The organism is Mesorhizobium sp. WSM4828, assembly GCF_055811175.1.
The window spans coordinates 1-16,955 of sequence record NZ_JBVVQK010000020.1 but is presented as its reverse complement, the minus strand read 5'-3'; the positions used below and the strand labels follow the sequence as shown (position 1 = coordinate 16,955).

The following is a 16,955-nucleotide window of genomic DNA, read 5'->3' as shown; positions in this document are numbered from 1 at the left end:
AAACGGCGAGGGCGGCCGAAGCCGCCTTCGCCCAAATCACCGATTAGCCGCTAAAGACCGGCATCCTTGACTTTGCCGTCGACAATCCCGGCTATGGCATCCAGGCATGCCTTCGCGTCGCCGCCATAGTCTTGGCCCGTAAGCAATTTGCCGAGCTCAACCGGGATGTCGTTGTTCGACAGATCCGCCCAAATCGGCATGTCCGGCTCCGATCCCATCTGATTGTCGATAGTGTATTTGATCGCGTCGAAATGACGTGTCGTTCCGGGGCCGACAACGGCCTTCGCCTTGACCCGAGGGTCTGTAAAAGAGGAATTACGCATCGGCGAGGCGCCGCCGCCGAGCGTCGATACCCGCGCCATCACATCCTTCGAGCAGACCCACTGCATGAACAGCCATGCTGCTTCCTTGTTCTTGGAATATTGCGACAGCGAAATCGTCGAGCCGCCCTGGTGACCAACGGCCGGGATTTCGTTGAAGCCGCAATCGGCGGCGGCGCGACGACCAGGAACTTCCTTGGGCGCGGGCAGGGCCTCGAACAGGCCTTTGACCTTGGAATCATTGGCGTCGAAGCCGGGGAAATCTTCGCCCCAGGTGATTGCCATGGCGGCCTGACCCTGTGTCAGGGCCTGTCCCTGGCCGTCCCAGGTCCAAGTCGTCGCCGACGGCGGCGAGTTCTTGACCAGCTCCTGATAGAATTTGAGCCCGGCCACGCCGCGCTCGTCATTGCCGACAAACTTCTTGTCTTTGTTGAAGATGGAACCGCCATGGCCCCACAATGCGAAGGTCCAGTCGCATTCCAGCGAATAGTGGCCTGACTTCGCCTGGCATGCTGTGCCGAAGATGCCGTTGCTTTTTTCTGCCTCTGTGAGCGCCTGAACGGCCTTGAGGTAGGCGTCGAGGTCTGTCGGCAGCGCAATGTTGTGTTTGTCGAAAAGATCCTTGCGGTACATCAGGATGAAGATCGGAATATCGAATGGAATTCCGCACTGTTTACCGTTGTACATGGCGATGCCGTCGACCAGCGGCTTGGAGAAATCGTCCCAGTCGAAGTTGGGCATCGCCAGTTCTTTGTTCTGGTCATAATACTCGCGCGGATCGACGACATCCTGGGCAAATGTCGCCATCCAGGACTGGTCGAGATAGTAGACGTCGTACGTACCAAGCTGGCCCTGTACGTCTTGCGTCGCCTTGGCGAGAACCTGCTCCAGCGGCACGATCTCGACTTCCACCTCAATGCCGGTTGCTTTTGTGAATTCACCCGCGACAAGCTGGTTGGCCACGATCGTTGGCGGCGTCGCTTCCGAAGTATAACGGATTTTGGTGCCGGCATATGGCTTGCCGACGTCGGCCAGCCACTTCAGCATATCGGCGTCCTGGGCGCGGGCTTCCTCAACCCCGAGCCCCAGCACCCCCCGATTGGTACGGCCGCCTCCTAGCATGGCCGACCCGAAGGCAGAAAAGCCGACACCAGCAAGCGCCATCTTCCTCATGAAGTCGCGTTTGGTTATTCGGCGCGCCGTAAAATCGTTGCAGGTATCGGCGACGAATGTCTTCTTGTCGTGTTCACTGAAGCTCATGATCGTTCCTCCATTGCGTTTTTGTCGTCGTTCTTCTCGTCTGCGCCTCACTCCTTCAGGGATCCGAGGGTGAGGCCGCGGACCAGATGCCGTTGAACCAGCAGGATAAAGATGAAGCTGGGTATGATGGCTGACGTGCCGAGCGCTGTGATGTAGCCCCACTCGGTCGCGGTCGAGGTGACAAAAGTCGAGATCTTCACCGGCACAGTGCGGATCGACGTTGTCAGGAACAGCGAGAGCAGGAACTCGGTCCACGAAAAGATGAAACACAGCACGGCCGTCGCAGCGATGCCGCCCTTGACCATGGGAAGGACCACGCGCCGGAACGTCTGCCAGCGCGTCGCGCCGTCAATCAGCGCCGCCTCATCAACCTCGCGCGGAACATCGTCGAAGAACGATTTCAAAAGCAAAACCGCCAGCGGCAGGTTGATCAAACTGTGAACGAGGATGAGGCCCGTATAAGTATCGCGCAAGCCGAGATCGCGGAACATGAAAACGATCGGAATGACGATCGCGATTGGCGGCATGAAGCGCTGCGAGAGAATCCAGAACAGGAAGGACTGCTGGCCGCTGAACTGCATTCGCGACAGGCAATAGGCGGCCAGAGTGGCCAGCAGCAGCGTCAGCGCCGTCGATCCGACGGCTATGGTGGCGCTGTCGAGCAACGACTGGCGGGAATCGTAGGAACTGGCGCCACCCTTGATGACCCCGGCCGCCTCGCCGCCCTGTTCCATGCCGATGTCGACGCGTGAGACGCCAAGCAAGGTCACGCGGTAATTGTCCGGCGTCGGTGTGAAACCGACGTAGACCGGCCCGCTGCGGTCGAAGATCGCCGAATAGGGTTTGATGGACGACAGCGCCCACCACGCGATCGGGAACATGAAGATCGCCACCACCAGGACGGCGAGCACGTCACGGGTAATCGCTTGGGCGCGCGACGACTCCATCAGAACCTCACCTTGAACAGCCTGACGAACAGGTTCGACACGACGATCAAGACGACGAGCACGATCAGCGACAGGGTCGCGGCATAGGGAAAATCTCCGGTGAAGTAGATTCGACCCGCGTAGAATGAAAGCGTCTCGGTGGCCGTGCCTGGCCCGCCGGCGGTGATGATGTAGACGTAGTCGTAGATGCGAAAGAGATCGACGCCGCGGATCAGCACCGCGACCGCTATCACCTTGCGCAGCATCGGCAATGTGAGCCGCCAGAACGTCTGGATGCCGTTGGCGCCGTCGATCGCGGCGGCTTCGAAAGGTTCCTTCGGCAGCGCCCTGAGCCCTGCCAGGATGATGAGCACCATGAACGGCGTCCACTGCCATATGTCTGCCAGCAGGATCGCCGCCAATGCGGTTCCGGGCTGCGTCAGGATCGGCTGTGCCGGCGAGATCAGGTCGAGGGCATAGAGGTAGAACGACAGGACCCCGAAAGAGCCGTCCTGCATCAGCAGGAACATCATTCCGGTCACCGCAGGCGGCACCACCAGCGGCAGTGTCATCAGCGCCCGCAGCACGCCGTAACCTTTGCGATCGGTGTCAAGCAGAAGGGCAATGAGGATGCCGAGCGCAAGCTGAACCGCAAGCGCGACGAAGGTGTAGATCAGCGTCGTTTCCAACGAATGCCACATACGCGCATCCGAGAAGGCGCGCGTCCATTGGTGGAGCCCGGCGAAGTCAAGTTGCCGGGAGACGACATTGCGTTTGTGAAACGACAGCCAGACCGAATAGGCGAGGGGATAGATGCCGAAAACGAGAAGCATCACCGTGATTGGCGCGAGCCAGGGAAAAGGATGCTCGGCCGTCATGAACCGGGGCAGGGCCCATCTGGGCATTTCGCGGGTCACGGTCACCGTGCTCACGCGCAAATCTCCGCTTGGTCACAGAGACGCATCGGCCTTCTCCCTATCGGCCAGATTGTGCCAACTTGAACTTTTGTAAGTTTGTTGTGCCTTTTGTTAAGAGCGTGTCGGACGGCCGCCGATTTGTCAAGTGTCAGTTCCGTCAGCGCCCAAGGGATTGCTCGCGATCCCAGGGAATGCCGTCATGGCCGGGTATGGAGTTGTTTTTGGAGGGAACGCCGCCGGCAAATGCCGTGTGTCAAATCAAAAGGGCCCAGGGCTGCCGCCGCTTTGGCGGCCCAAGAAGTTACGCAACGCATCGAGGAGATCGGGAGGACAGTCCGAAGGCTTTGGAGGAGCTCGCCTTAATCCGGGAATCGGATTTGAAGCTTTACGTCCGCCGGCCGAGCTTCGACCGCGCGATCAAATGCGGTGATGGAGTCTTCGAAGGCGAAGGTCGCCGAAATGAGTGGTTTTAGGTCGACCCGGCCCGACCCCATCAGCGCGATTGCCCGCTCATATTGGTGGGCATATCGGAACACAGTCTCGATGCGGACTTCCTTGGTCGAGGCGGTGGCAATGTCGAGGGTCACAGGCGCCACCGGCAGGCCGACCACCACCACCGCGCCACCGGGCCGGGGCAGATCGAGCAGGGTCTCCCATGCCTTGGACGAGCCCGAGCATTCAAAGACAACGTCGGCACCCCAGCCATCAGTCAGGCCCTTTACCTCCGCCGCCAGGCTCTTGTCGCGGATGTTGACCGGGATCACGCCTTGATAGCCACCGGCGATGTCGAGCTTGGGTTGGGCGAGATCTGCGACAATGGCGCGGGCGCAGCCGCCGGCGAGCGCAGCGATCGCCACCATCGTGCCGATCGGTCCGGCGCCAATCACCACCGCCGTGTCGCCTGGCGCGATCTTTGCTTTGGCAGCCGCCTGCATGCCGACGGCGAAAGGCTCCACCATGGCGCCTTCGACAAAGCTGACATTGTCGGGCAGTTTGAAAGTGTAGTTGGCGGGGTGGACGACATAGGGCGTCAGCACGCCGTGGATCGGCGGCGTTGCCCAGAACCTGACCGCCGGATCGATGTTGTAGAGGCCGAGCCGGCTCGCCCGCGAATTGGGATCGGGGACACCCGGCTCCATGCAGACGCGGTCGCCGACCTTCAGATGCTCGACGCCTTCGCCTGTTTCGACGACGGTACCGGCGGCTTCGTGGCCCAAAACCATCGGCGCTTCGACCACGAACGGGCCGATGCGGCCATGCGTGTAGTAGTGCACGTCGGAGCCGCAGATGCCCACCGTATGGATTTTGATGCGAACTTCGCCCGGCCCCACGGTCTGCGGCAGATCGATCTCACGCAGCTTGAGTTCGTGCTGGCGTTCAAGAACAAGGGCGCGCACGTTCGTCATCGACGTAGTCTCCTCTAAAGCCGATTGTTGGAGGTCTCATCGACCTTGAGCATCGGCACGCTCATCATAGCCGCTTATCCGCGGCTTCAAAATCCCGTTCGGAAAAGGGTGTTGCCTCATTCCGACTATGCGTACCAGCTTCCAGGGCCAAGGGGCTTTGAAGGCCACCATGCCGCTGCCAAATTAGCGTTTGGATCATCCAGGGTGCTCTGAGATAGCCAGTGATGGGTTGGGGCAACAGAATAGGAAGCCAGTGTTTAGAGGGGCGGCGTGCACGTTCGGTGCACACAAAATTCGCCCATTTTTTCGGTTCTGTTTTGGCAAAGCGGCGCAACAGGGGACGCGTGACGCGATGTTTCATCGTCACCCGGCTTTGGCCACCCCAGCGACAGAGCACATGACGGGGTGCCGAAGCACGACGAAAGGGGGTCTTTTACTGGTATGCGACATGCTTCTGAGGGTTTCGGCATAGCACAGGGTGGCCGAACCCGTCGCGGTCCGACGGCGAACGCTCCGCGTTAGGCGATGTAGGTGCTGTGTCGATCATGGCTCCGCCAGTTGCTGGATTGTGTGCATCGGTAGGACCAGCCGGAGGGAGTCCGGCAGCCGCACGAAGCCGTTTCCCTCATTGAAGGCAGCGGCGCGCTCGCTGGTGGCATCCACTACCAGCTTCGAGGAACCGACTGTGGCCGCGCTCGCATAGGCGCGCCGCACGACGTCGGCGAGAAGCATCGCACCTCGGCGTTCGCCCTGCCGGGCTTCCGAGACCGCCAGCCGTCCGACCAACGTGGCGCTGACCAGCGGATAACGCGGGATGTGCTTGCGCGCTGCGGCCGGCATGTCGCCCTGTGCAACGCCGGTTGCGCAAAGCGTATAATAGCCCAGCACGATATTCGGTTTGTCAGGCTCCACTAGTATGAAGACCCCATTCGCCTTGCGCCGCACGTCCTGGCTTGCCTGCGTCCGAAGATAACGGTCGAGGCTGGCCGACGCCGCAGGCAAAGCCATCCCGGTTGTGATGCGACGCGAGCGCCACGATCTTCAAATCTCGCCGAGACGCCGCCACGTTCAGGAAGCGACCCGGCGCTTGTGCTCGGCCAAGGCGCGGACCAGCCGTTCACTCGGCTCTGGCGGATTGCTCAGCGCGTCGAAGAATGCGGCGCGGTCGCGATTGGACAGCACCAACGTCTCATGCTCGGCGATCGTCCGACGCGCGGCGTCAGTAAGCGCAGTGATGCAGAAGTCGCTGACTTTGCGTCGTGACAGATGCGCTGCCCGCTCGATAAGATCTTTAGTCTCTTCATCCAGCCGGAATCCGAGGCGTTCGACGCGGTTGGGCGTCTCTCGTTCGATCGGGGGCTGTTTGCGCGGCATTGGGATCACTCCTGTCGCAACGATGTGCGTCACATAGACTAACAAATGAACATCCACTTTCTGCTCCCGATGGGGATGCGAGAGTGCATCGGCAAAAATGCAAGTAAACATCAACCACCGTTTCAGCGATGCCGCGCTCGGCCGGCGGAATGTGCCTCGTCTCGCCTCCCAGGCCAAGTTGCTGGCGTAAGGACGATTGCAGACTTTCGCGGCTGAGGTATCCCCTTCAATCGCGGATGTCTTGAAGGCCTCTTCGCTGATAAGGTCGATGCGGATCTGGTCGCGACCGTCGGTACCGATATGACGAAAGACGCCCAGGAACTCCCCCGATCGCAACAGGAACTCGCTTTCCAGCGGTTCCAATAGCTTCTGATCATAAGTAAAATGCGGCCAGTCTGGCCTGCGCCCAATTCCATACCGTGAGCTATAGAGCACCTTTCTATAACGCATGATGCCTCCATAACTCATGATGCCGCGAAGGTGAGCTATAGCACCCCAGCTATGCCTCAGAGTCCGGTCGGATACGTCAACAAACTGGCAACGTGGTTCGAGTTGTAGACCGCCATACAGCAAGATCCACTGTCGAGGAGGCGTTCTTTTGCTATCGTCGGCAAGCGGCCCGACAACAATCGAGCGCCAGGAACTCGAAATTTCGAATTGGAGCGCCTGTTTTTCGGCGATACATACCGGTACTGCAATGCCGTTCTCAGTGGTGGCTCGCAGCGGCCGTCGGCAAGCTCACCATCTTCAATTTCGGCATACGAGAAATGACGTTGGCCGGGTGCGATCGCGTTCTACGATGTCGCCTGCTGCCGCGATGGATGTCGCATTTCGGTGGCTCCTTGAAAATTGGCTCAACCATGTTATGTTGGACGAAATTGTTAAATGTTAGACATTGGAGGCTGCGTCATGGCGAAGGCAGCGAGGAAGAAACACACGGCTGGTACCGCGGAACGGCAAGGCAGATCTGCCATTCAGAAGCGCGCCGGTATGGCCGGTATGATCGAAATGACGACGAAGGCTGGCGAGCCATTTCCGAAGACTGGTCGGGCAACAAAGACCGGCAAGTCTGTCGCGGTGAGCAGAACCCGTTTTGAAGCTGTCATGAAGGCGGCGAAACATTCTGGCCTGCTGGGTGAGAAGAGCACGCGGATCGGTGGTCGTATCAGTCCGGCGCTGATCGAAAAAGCCAAGAGGCAGACCGGGATTAAGACTGACACCGACTTGATCGAATTCGCCCTCGCCAATGTCGCACTCGACGACAATTTCGGACAGACCTTCAGAAAGACGAGAGGCACCGTCGATCCGACGCTTAAGCTCGGGTTCTGAGTTGACTGACTTCGATTTTGCCAGTTCTGTCCGCTGGGCGCGTTTCGATCCTCAGGAACAGCTGTCTCGGCGCAAGGACGACGACCTTCCGTTCCTCGGTGATACTGCCGAGGCGGGGCAAGAGCTGATGCTCGATACCTGTGTCTACATTGATGGTTTGCAGGGCCATGCTCCGGATGTTGTCGCCGATCTGCTCGATCTCAGACTGAGTAATCATTCGACGGTTGCCATCCAGGAACTCATGCACACCGTGGGCGTGCTAGACCCCAAGCATCCAGGTACAAAGAGTGCAATCAAACAGATTGGCGCTACCGTTCGCGGCATGCACCCGCATCGTGTCTTCGCACCGGATCCGGACGTGCTTGGAAAAGCTGCGCTGCTGTCAGGCATCATGTGCCGCCTTCAGGGCTACCAGAAAGATGCTCGCCTCCGCGCGCTTCAGGATTGTGTCTTGTTCCTGCAGGCGCAGAAGCTAGGGTTCACGGTGCTCACTGCGAACATCAGCGACTTCGATTATCTTCTTCAGCTAATTCCAACCGGACGCGCGCTGTTTTACCGGCAAGCCTGATCGTCACTCCCAGGATACCATCATTGTCGCTGAGAATGCCGGTCAGCGTGGCCGCGCTGAAAATGCCCCCAAGAATAACCGTCCGCCTATTTGGGAGCATTATCCGCGTCGTTTTGGAACCCCTTTCCCCAGTCGTCAGCCGATACGCGTGAAATGAAAAGCTGTTCGAGCTGCCAGAAGGCAAAGATCGACATCTGCCGGTGATCGCATGGCGAAGCTGCGCGGCCATTCATTCCGGGCATGCCCATGCCGCCGCCCATCATGCCATCGGCGCCCTTCAGCTTGTCGCCGCCCGTCATGCCGCCCTGCAGCACGATCTCCTGGCGCGCGGCGTGTGCGAGGTCCGGCGCGGGCATCGGATTGGGCGGCAGGGCAAGGGAGGCTCTCGAGGATGTGCCCTGAACGGCGCCTTGTCATAGGCAAATTGGTCAGCATATAGGCATGGCCGGCCGGCAACCGGACGCAGCGCACTTCAAACTGAAATCCCGGCCTGTGTATTATTGCTGACCCTTCGCAAGCGTTTGGGCTTGAAGCGGCAACGCTTACGCTCTGCCACGCGCACGTGGCCAAGTAGCCTCACTCGCTCATGGCATGAAGCACGTCGTGCTTGATGATCTCGATGCTGCGCAGATTGAGCAGGCGGATGACGCCTTTGTCCTTCAGCCGGGTGAAAACCCGCGACACGGTCTCGATGGTGAGGCCGAGATAGTCGCCGATATCCATGCGCGACATCGGCAGTTCGACCTGCCGCAAGCCGCCCTGCCGCTCCCCCATGTCGACCAGGAACGCGGCGACGCGTTCGATGGCATTCTGGCGGCCGAGGACCAAGAGATGCTCCTGCGCTCTCGTCAGGCCCTTGAGAGCCAGCGGCAGCAACTGGCGGGAGAGATCCGCACCAGTGGCAAAGCGGAAGACGCGGACACTGGTGGCATTGATGGCTTCGGCGAAGAAATGATGGGTGGTGTCGGCTTCGAAACCGAACGTCTCTCCGGCCAGATGGAAAGCGCTTATCTGCCTGCGACCGTCGGCAAGCAGGCGGTAAACACGCACGGCGCCAAACTCCACCTGATAGAACGCTCCTGCCTTTTCACCTTGCGCATAGATTTCCGAACCGGAGGGAAAGAAGCTAACCGGCTGTAGCGGTGTCGGATCGAACGCCGTAGGCAGGCGCGACTGTACGGGGTGCGTCGGCAGTGAAATTCTGGAGCTCGATTGGGCGTGCATGGCTGTTTCCCGGTTGATCCGTAACACAGCAATCGCGCGAATCCGCAGGTCGCGAAATTCGGTTATGTCCCTACGGGAAACTACGTAGCACTTGAGAGGCGATGCCGCGGTGGGGAAGGCTTCGTTGATGGTGTCTCGTCCGACGCGGCCTCGACGGTTCCAGTGCGCGAAATTGGGATAAGTGGAGGTGAGACAGTATCATCGTGGGCGCTCCACCGAGGTCACCGTCCGGGTAGAGGCCCGGCCGACACCTTGTTTTGCCCCCACAAAGACTGCTCAGAGCTGCCGCGGCGACAAGGCGGGTGAAGCTCGCTTCAGCGGCGTGCTTCAGGCAGTCGGGAATCGCGCCGTGCTCGAACTCCTGCACCGTCCGAAGCATTGGAAAATCGAGTGCCGCCAGGTCGACCCGGCGGACGACATGCCCCGCCAGTTCCGCACCCTTGGCGTAGGCCCTGGCGAGACTACGGCAGAGCCGGTGCGGCGATGGATCGGGATGCCCGAGAAACAATCAAGATGCGCCGGCGGCATGGGTTACCTCCAAGGCGGCTTGGCAGCAGCCGGACGTGCCGGAATCTCGGGAGACCCTTCAAGCTGATCATGGCGTACTCCTTCTCGGAGTTTCACAAAGCGGCTGTCCGGCTTGACATCGGCGTCAAAAGAGGCCGGTTCTCGGCGCTACCAGAAAGTCGAGGGCAGCAACATCGTGCCGTAGCCGGCTATTGCGGCGACGAGCGTTGCACCTGCGAGCGGCAACCAGAACCTGATCGGGCCGGCAAATGCGGCCAGCGACAGGCGGCAGATCGCGTTTGCTGCCAGCGCCGCGAGCACCGCCTGGCCAACGGTCTCGACAGGGACCGAATGCTTGACCAGGCGCAAGGCACTGAGCACCGACACATCAACATCGAATGTGCCCGCAAGCGCCGAACTCGCCAGCAAGCCGCGTCCGCCGAATTGAGCAGCCAGTGCAGCGCTCGCGGTCGCGACGATCGCAAACAGCAGGGCAAAGAGCAGCAACGGGCCGAGGTCGAAGGGATTTCGCGCGACGGCGGCACCCTTGCGATCCCCGCTATCCCGAGCCAGGAGCAATGCTCCGCAAACAGCGAAGGAGAGCGCCGCGGCAATTGCGGGAATGCCGACCGAAGGGAACACGCTTGGCTCGACGATCAGAACCACGGCGCAGACGCGTAGCAAAGAAACCATTGCGGCCAGCGACGCCGCGCCAGCGAGCGGCAGAGGATTGCTTGCCGACACGGCGTTGCGGGCCAGCGCCACGGTTACGGCGGTGGAAGAGACGATCGCGCCTGCGAGCGAGCTGACGAGCAGCCCGCGTGCGGTTCCAAGGACGCGAACGGCGACATAGCCGGCGAACGATATCGACCCCATCAGCACCGTGAGCAACCAGACTTCCCACGGATTGAAACCGCCCCATGGGTCCAACGTCCGGTTTGGCAGCAAGGGCAGGACGATCGCGCTCATCACAGCCAGGATCAGCGCGGAACGAAGCTCGATCCAGGACAGTCGCTTCAGGAGGCCGTGTAGGACTTCGCGACTGGCAAGGATGGCGGCGAGTGCCGCTCCTCCTGCAGAAGCGGCGCGGTAATCGCCAGCGACGGACAACGCACCGAGCGTGAATACGCAAAGGGCTGCTATTACCGCCGTGACACTGAAATCCTCATCATGGGCTGCCTCACGCGCCTTGTACCAGGCGAAGATTGCCGCAAAGGCGATGAAACCACCGACCAGCACGGACACTGCGTCGAGAGCATCGGCCAGCGCTGCGAGAAGGCCGCCGAGCAGACCGGATATGCCGTAGGTTCGAATTCCGGCCGTCCGGCTACGATCGGGCGCATCCCGCTCTCGCCAGCCGCGCTCCAGTCCGACGAGCAGGCCTATGGTCAGTGCAAGTCCGAGCCGGGCGATGAGCGGATCCACGATTTGTGGGCTTCAGGCGCCGGCCATCGGCAGGTGGTCGCGGATCCACCTGACGATTTGCCCCGCATTCATTGCGCCGGATGTGCGCGCAACCTCATGTCCGCCATGGAACAGGATCATGGTCGGGATGCCGCGAATGCCGAGCCTGGCTGAAACGGCCTGCTCATTATCGGAGTTGAGCTTGATCAGCCGAATATGCGGTTCCAGTTCGTTTGCTGCGGCTTCATATGCGGGCGCCATCATCTTGCAGGGCCCGCACCATGCCGCCCAGACATCCACGACAACGGGAAGGCTGCCTCGCTTGACCTGGCGATCGAAGATTCGTTCATCAACGTCGTCGGGGTGACCTGAGAACAGCTTTTTCCCGCACTTTCCGCATTTTGCGTTTTTGGCATTGCGCGCTGGCGGCAGTCGATTGATGCCGCCGCATTTGCTGCAAACCACCAGATTTTCCTGCGCCATCGCCCTTCACCACTGGTATCATTTTCTACCTGCGCCAGAGAATACGGGTCCCTAAGCTGGCTAGCACTTCCAATTTTGTTTTGGCGATGGACGATTTAGCATGAAACGGATTGCCCGGCACAATTGACGCCGGCAGTGTGCCCGTACGGTGTTCGGACGGGAAAGCACGCTATTCCTTTGCTTCCCGACCCGACGCCTGCTTGATAATGATCCTGAAGAAAACATGCGGAGTGCTGTCCGAAACAGGAGGCGTAACCGGTTTCAGAGCGCCAGGCTCCCACCAGTCGACGTGCTTGCTCAACACCGACCATGCATGGTCGCGCTGGACCTTGTAGCCGATCCGGTCAGGCAGTTCTTCATAGACACCGTCGACAACCACGCTTCTCCATGCCCGTCCTTGGCCGCGTTCGTCGACCTGGACGCACACCGGCGGATTGGCACGCATCCAGTCGACCTTTTTGCCCGGCATGGAAAATGCATAAAGGTGATTGTCGGCGTGGGCATAGTAGAATGGCACGACGTAGGGCTGTCCATCCTTGGCGCATGCCAAGTGGCCGACACGGTTGGCCGTCAGCAATCTTGTACATTCCAAAGCAGAAAGCGTGCGGATCAGCATTGGCGCGATCTCCTGTTTTCGTGACAGCACGGTATCGCCGGTGCTCCATCGACTCTGATATCCGGCCGACTCTGATATCCGGCATCGCCGATCGTAGCCCTGCCGCAGGGGAGGTCATTGATCACGATCAAGGAGTCGGTCGGCCGACAGACGAATCGACAACCGTGGCTAGGCCCGCCGGCGACTCGCATGGCGGCCCATGTCAATTGTCAGCGTCCATGCCGGAGTGGGGATTTGGAAAATGATCCAGATCAAGGCGGGGCCTGCTGCTTCCACCCATCATAGGGGATGATGTGGAAGCCGATCTCAAGCGCTCCGTTCGATCGTGAACTGGAACTCGCCGTCCTCGACGAGGACGGCGAACACGCGCTTGTCTTTCCTTGCATCAAGGAGTGGGAAGGCTGGAAGAACGCCGCCTCCCGCGCACGCATCGACGTTCACCCGACCCACTGGCGAGACTGGGTGCCGGATACGATCCCGGCAAACAACCACAGGTCTCTTACTGACTCGCTTTAACGGTTGGGCTCCACAACCAAAGCCATGCGCACGAGATGCGACAGACTGCTCGCGGCCATCTTGCTCATGACATTGGCACGATGGATCTCGACTGTGCGCGGGCTGATGCCAAGATCGTAGGCAATCGTCTTGTTCGGCAGGCCGGACACAAGGCCATCCAGCACTTGTCGCTCCCGCTCCGACAGGGCCGCCAGACGACCGCGGATTTCCGCGTTTTGTGGGTGTGTCGCCTCCGTCCGATTGCGACTGTCCAAAGCGGAGCGGATCGCTTCGATCAGCACCTCGTCGTCAAACGGCTTTTCGATGAAGTCGGCGGCACCTTCCTTCATCGCCTGAACAGCGAGCGCCACATCGGCATGACCCGTCATGACAATGACCGGAAGCGTATGCCCGCGGGTCCGGAGCTGTCGCAGGAACTCGATGCCGTCAATGCCCGGCATGCGCACATCGGTCACAATGCAGCCGTCGAGATGGCCCGTGGCCGTAGCCAGAAAAGCTGTCGCCGATTCGTACAGGCGCACGGCGAAATCAGCCGTCGCCAGGAGAAAACCGAGCGATTTGCGAACGTCGACGTCGTCGTCGACGACGTGCACCAGATGGTTACCGGTCATTGGCGACCTCTTCCTTCTCCACGATACGCAAGGTGAACCGGAATGCGGTTCCTCCAGTGGGCATTGCCTCTGCCCAGATGTGGCCACCATGCGACTCAACGATGGTACGGCAAATTGAGAGGCCGACGCCCATGCCCTGTTTCTTGGTGGTGACAAATGGCTGGAAAAGTTGAGCGGAGATCTCAGGCGCGAGACCGGTGCCTGTATCGACCACGCTTACCTCTGCCATCCCGTCGTCACGGGCCAAGGTCATGACTTGCAACTCACGGCGTGGCACACCTTGCATGGCTTCTATCGCGTTGCGCATCAGATTGAGCAGGACCTGCTGAATCTGGATGCGGTCCGTCAAGACCAGTTCGGCGGCGGGATCAAGCTTGTAGGTGACGCGGACATCAATTTCTCTTGCACCGACCAGGGCGAGCGACGAGGCTTCCTCGATTAACGCGGGCAGGCGTTCGACCTGGCGCTCGCTCTCGCCTCTTGCGACGAAGTCCCGAAGGTGGCGAATGACGTCTCCGGCCCTCAAGGCCTGTTCCGCTGCCTTTTCCACGGCCTCCCTCAACATCGGCGCGTTCTCTTCCGTGCTTTTTTCGAGAAGCCGCCGGCTGCCTTTAAGGTAGTTCGTGATTGCCGTGAGAGGCTGGTTGATCTCATGCGCTAATGTCGAAGCCATTTCGCCCAGCGCGGTAAACCGCGCCATGTGCAGGAGCTCCTGCTGCTGCTCCTGTATTCTTGCTTCCGCTCTGTAGCGTTCGGTCAAGTCCCGGCAGAAGCCGGTAAAGAAGCGGCCGGTCCCAGGATGCATTTCACCGACGGCAAGTTCCATCGGAAAGGTTGAGCCATCCTTGCGCATTCCAGTGACGGTGCGGCCGAGCCCGATGATGCGGCGCTCACCGGTCGTCAGATAGCGGTGCAGATAAGCGTCATGCTCTTCGCGATAGGGCGACGGCATCAGCAGACTGACATTTTGTCCGAGCACCTCGCTCGACTGGTAGCCGAACAGCGTTTCGGCAGCCGTGCTGAAGGATTGAATGAGGCCTTGTTCATCGATGACGACCATTGCATCAGGCACCGTGGCCAGGATCGAACGCAAATGATCTTCGCGCAAGCGGAGGGCGGCGTTCGCAAAGGAAAGCTCGCTAACATCGGTGCCTTCGACGAAAATAGCCGTGACGCGACCGTCGTCGGCCTTGATGGGCTGATAGACGAAATCGAGGATGCGCTCTTCGACCGGCTCGTCATGGCTGTTGCGAAGGGCTACCTTCACGCCCTGACCTCTGTAGGGTTCGCCCGTTTCGTACACCTGGTCCAGCAGTTCGTAAAAACCCTGGCCCTCAAGCTCGGGCAGGGCCTCGCGCACCGACTTTCCTATCACTTGCCTTTGGCCGATCAGGCGCTGATAGGCGGCGTTGGTCAACTCATAGATATGACCCGGCTCACGCATCAATGTCATGAAACCGGGGGCTTGCTCGAACATCTGGGCCAGCCGGTCGTGTTCGGCCGTGGTCTGCCCCTGGCCGCGAACGTCGGTCGACAAGTCACGTGTTTGTCCGTCGTCCAAATCAAGTCCTTTGATCAGGGAACCCGCAACGCAGCCTAGTTATCATTCATCGCTGTTTCTGCACACGCAAAACCATGATGCCAAATAGTCGCGATCAAGGCGGTTACTAATGCACTTTGACCCGCATCAAGGCGCCGCAGGCCCATGCACCCTCATGCTGCATTCAACTGCTCCAGCGAAAGGCGGCTCCAGTGTCCTACAAATCAATTATCGTGAACCTCGCCATCGATGCACCTCCTGCGGCCATTGTGAGCCTCGGGGTTGAACTTGCTGAACGCTTCGGCGCTCACCTTATCGGCCTCGCAGCTGCGGATGTCCCGCCTCTGGTCGCGACTGGCGACGGCATGGTCTACGAAGGCGAGATCATGCTGATCCAGCGAACGCAAATCGAAAAACGGCTCGCCGAACTGCGCGCCGACTTCGAGAGGCTCGTTCCTGCCTCGATCTCAAGCGAATGGGGTCAAGCCGTCTGCAGCCCGACGCGTTTCCTCAGCGTTTCGGCCCGTGCGGCCGACCTCATCGTGACCAGCGGCGACAAAGGAGAAAATGTCTATCGCACTGTCGATATCGGTAGCCTTCTACTCGGCACAGGCCGGCCAGTACTCGCCGCTGCAAGCCATATCGAACATGTGGCAAAGACCGTGCTGGTCGCCTGGAAGGACACCAGGGAGGCGCGACGGGCGCTGACCGACGCATTGCCCTTCTTGGCCAAGGCCAACGACGTCGTCATCGCCACAATCGACAGCGAGCGTGACGACGGCATCCGTGACAGCCTCGCCGATGTCGCAGTCTTTCTTGAGCATCACGGCATCATGGCGCGGACCGAGTTCATCCGCGGCGACGCTGACGGTGAGCATCTGTTGGCATTTGCGCGCTCAATCAACGCCGATCTGATCGTTTCCGGCGCATATGGCCACAGCCGCCTGCGCGAATGGGCATTCGGTGGAGTCACGCGCACGCTGATCGAAGAAAGCAGCATCAACCGCCTCATGTCGTATTGACCCCCGGCCCATCGCAAGTCCGCCAGTTGCGGCATTCACGCAAGTATCACGGTCGGCAGATAGCCCGTTGACCGAGATCAATGCAGCGGTCGCCGAGATGACAATGATATGGCGGGAAACGGGAGTGACCGACATGACTTTTCTCGACTACCTGATCTCAGTTGACGCCAGGACAGCCTTGATGGGCCGCATGATGCGGAAGCTCGGCGTCGACAAACAATTGAAGATCGTTCCAGACAATATAGCCGTCACCAATCGGGCGGTGGACCGCTGCCGCGCCTGCGGGCACCAGGATGAATGCTCGACCTGGCTCGACGAGCAGCAGCAAGCCGACGATCCGCCAGACTATTGCCGCAATCGCGACCTGATCGCGCGGCTGCAGCATGCGGCCGGTCAGCGATAGGAGTCCCCGGCCAAATGGCAGTTTGCGTCACTAACGACGCGTTGGCCGCCCCATGGCGGTCAACCAAGAAGAGACCATAAGAGGTTGTCACTCACGGCTCCTCGGCCAGCGATGCGCCCAGGATCACCCCTTCAATCCCTTATCCGCGCCCTGATCTTCATCAGTTTCGACGGGTAGTGCCGGCGCCATCGCCATCACGCCGGCACAGCGGAGCCAGTCAGCTTTCCAGTCTGTCATCTCGGTCGATGAGGATGCGCTCCGCCGCTCCGTCGAGGTCCTCATATTGCCCGCTCCTCAAAGCCCACAGAAACCCAGATAGCCCAAGAGCGCCGAGGAATAGGGCCACAGGTATCAGATAGACGAGCGTCGTCATGATGATCGCGCCAGTGCGCCGGTGGCAGACCGGTTGCCGCGCCTGCCCGCCGTCTCCGGTGCGGTCGCCGCAAAGGACGCCAGGCGTAATGCATTTCCGATGACAAGCAGCGACGAGGCGGACATCGCGATTGCGGCGATCAACGGTGTGACGTGC

General features: G+C 60.2%; 19 protein-coding genes. 5 read left to right on the top strand and 14 right to left on the bottom strand.

Annotated features, from left to right (window positions below; all coding sequences use genetic code 11):
* Positions 1-50: 50 nt before the first annotated feature.
* The 6 genes from AC0L2X_RS21510 to AC0L2X_RS21485 form a co-directional block, all read right to left on the bottom strand.
* A complete protein-coding gene (locus AC0L2X_RS21510; RefSeq protein WP_473560829.1) occupies positions 51-1,580 on the bottom strand; it encodes an ABC transporter substrate-binding protein in 1,530 nt (509 codons plus the stop codon).
* Positions 1,581-1,627: 47 nt separating this feature from the next.
* Complete coding sequence (locus AC0L2X_RS21505; RefSeq protein ID WP_473600287.1) at positions 1,628-2,527, bottom strand: carbohydrate ABC transporter permease; 900 nt, start codon at positions 2,525-2,527, stop codon at positions 1,628-1,630.
* Complete coding sequence (locus tag AC0L2X_RS21500) at positions 2,527-3,438, bottom strand: carbohydrate ABC transporter permease (RefSeq protein WP_473600286.1); 912 nt, start codon at positions 3,436-3,438, stop codon at positions 2,527-2,529. Before AC0L2X_RS21500 ends, AC0L2X_RS21505 begins: the two co-directional genes overlap by 1 nt.
* A 344-nt stretch (positions 3,439-3,782) precedes the next feature.
* Complete coding sequence (locus tag AC0L2X_RS21495) at positions 3,783-4,829, bottom strand: NAD(P)-dependent alcohol dehydrogenase (RefSeq protein ID WP_473560734.1); 1,047 nt, start codon at positions 4,827-4,829, stop codon at positions 3,783-3,785.
* Between the two features lie 543 nt (positions 4,830-5,372).
* On the bottom strand, positions 5,373-5,837 hold the full coding sequence (locus AC0L2X_RS21490; protein ID WP_473560732.1) for a GNAT family N-acetyltransferase: 465 nt from the start codon (positions 5,835-5,837) through the stop codon (positions 5,373-5,375).
* Between the two features lie 60 nt (positions 5,838-5,897).
* Positions 5,898-6,653 carry a DUF4172 domain-containing protein gene (locus AC0L2X_RS21485; RefSeq protein ID WP_473600285.1) on the bottom strand — a complete coding sequence of 252 codons (756 nt, stop codon included), beginning with the start codon at positions 6,651-6,653 and terminating at the stop codon, positions 5,898-5,900.
* 459 nt (positions 6,654-7,112) lie between these two features.
* Between AC0L2X_RS21485 and AC0L2X_RS21480 the strand changes: the two genes are divergently transcribed.
* A complete protein-coding gene (locus tag AC0L2X_RS21480; protein WP_473600284.1) occupies positions 7,113-7,532 on the top strand; it encodes a hypothetical protein in 420 nt (139 codons plus the stop codon).
* Position 7,533: 1 nt separating this feature from the next.
* Positions 7,534-8,100, top strand: coding sequence for a type II toxin-antitoxin system VapC family toxin (locus AC0L2X_RS21475; RefSeq protein ID WP_473560725.1), 567 nt, complete (start codon positions 7,534-7,536; stop codon positions 8,098-8,100).
* An 86-nt stretch (positions 8,101-8,186) separates the two neighbouring features.
* Here the strand turns inward: AC0L2X_RS21475 and AC0L2X_RS21470 are convergent, their stop codons facing one another.
* The 5 genes from AC0L2X_RS21470 to AC0L2X_RS21450 form a co-directional block, all read right to left on the bottom strand.
* A complete protein-coding gene (locus AC0L2X_RS21470; RefSeq protein WP_473560723.1) occupies positions 8,187-8,456 on the bottom strand; it encodes a hypothetical protein in 270 nt (89 codons plus the stop codon).
* Positions 8,457-8,676: 220 nt separating this feature from the next.
* Complete coding sequence (locus AC0L2X_RS21465) at positions 8,677-9,324, bottom strand: helix-turn-helix domain-containing protein (RefSeq protein WP_473560721.1); 648 nt, start codon at positions 9,322-9,324, stop codon at positions 8,677-8,679.
* A gap of 675 nt (positions 9,325-9,999) precedes the next feature.
* Positions 10,000-11,256, bottom strand: coding sequence for an MgtC/SapB family protein (locus tag AC0L2X_RS21460; RefSeq protein WP_473600283.1), 1,257 nt, complete (start codon positions 11,254-11,256; stop codon positions 10,000-10,002).
* A gap of 12 nt (positions 11,257-11,268) precedes the next feature.
* Positions 11,269-11,718 carry a thioredoxin TrxC gene (gene trxC, locus AC0L2X_RS21455; RefSeq protein ID WP_473562270.1) on the bottom strand — a complete coding sequence of 150 codons (450 nt, stop codon included), beginning with the start codon at positions 11,716-11,718 and terminating at the stop codon, positions 11,269-11,271.
* A 169-nt stretch (positions 11,719-11,887) separates the two neighbouring features.
* Positions 11,888-12,334, bottom strand: a complete 447-nt coding sequence (locus AC0L2X_RS21450) for a pyridoxamine 5'-phosphate oxidase family protein (protein WP_473600282.1) — start codon at positions 12,332-12,334, stop codon at positions 11,888-11,890.
* 291 nt (positions 12,335-12,625) lie between these two features.
* On the opposite strand from AC0L2X_RS21450, the gene AC0L2X_RS21445 reads away from it, so the two are divergent.
* Positions 12,626-12,850 carry a hypothetical protein gene (locus AC0L2X_RS21445; RefSeq protein ID WP_473600281.1) on the top strand — a complete coding sequence of 75 codons (225 nt, stop codon included), beginning with the start codon at positions 12,626-12,628 and terminating at the stop codon, positions 12,848-12,850.
* Here AC0L2X_RS21445 and fixJ read toward each other — a convergent pair.
* Entirely contained in the window at positions 12,847-13,461 is a 615-nt protein-coding gene (gene fixJ, locus AC0L2X_RS21440) for a response regulator FixJ (RefSeq protein ID WP_473600280.1), read from the bottom strand. The two genes, AC0L2X_RS21445 and fixJ, sit on opposite strands and share 4 nt — an antisense overlap.
* Complete coding sequence (locus tag AC0L2X_RS21435) at positions 13,451-14,938, bottom strand: PAS domain S-box protein (RefSeq protein WP_473600339.1); 1,488 nt, start codon at positions 14,936-14,938, stop codon at positions 13,451-13,453. Before AC0L2X_RS21435 ends, fixJ begins: the two co-directional genes overlap by 11 nt.
* A 275-nt stretch (positions 14,939-15,213) precedes the next feature.
* Between AC0L2X_RS21435 and AC0L2X_RS21430 the strand changes: the two genes are divergently transcribed.
* Together AC0L2X_RS21430 and AC0L2X_RS21425 are read left to right on the top strand one after the other, a co-directional pair.
* Complete coding sequence (locus AC0L2X_RS21430; protein ID WP_473562274.1) at positions 15,214-16,023, top strand: universal stress protein; 810 nt, start codon at positions 15,214-15,216, stop codon at positions 16,021-16,023.
* 133 nt (positions 16,024-16,156) lie between these two features.
* The gene (locus AC0L2X_RS21425) at positions 16,157-16,426 is read left to right on the top strand and encodes a DUF6455 family protein (protein WP_292656670.1); all 270 of its coding nucleotides are present in this window, start codon (positions 16,157-16,159) and stop codon (positions 16,424-16,426) included.
* A gap of 217 nt (positions 16,427-16,643) precedes the next feature.
* Here the strand turns inward: AC0L2X_RS21425 and ccoS are convergent, their stop codons facing one another.
* Positions 16,644-16,799, bottom strand: a complete 156-nt coding sequence (ccoS, locus tag AC0L2X_RS21420; RefSeq protein ID WP_352779411.1) for a cbb3-type cytochrome oxidase assembly protein CcoS — start codon at positions 16,797-16,799, stop codon at positions 16,644-16,646.
* Positions 16,800-16,955 lie beyond the last annotated feature (156 nt).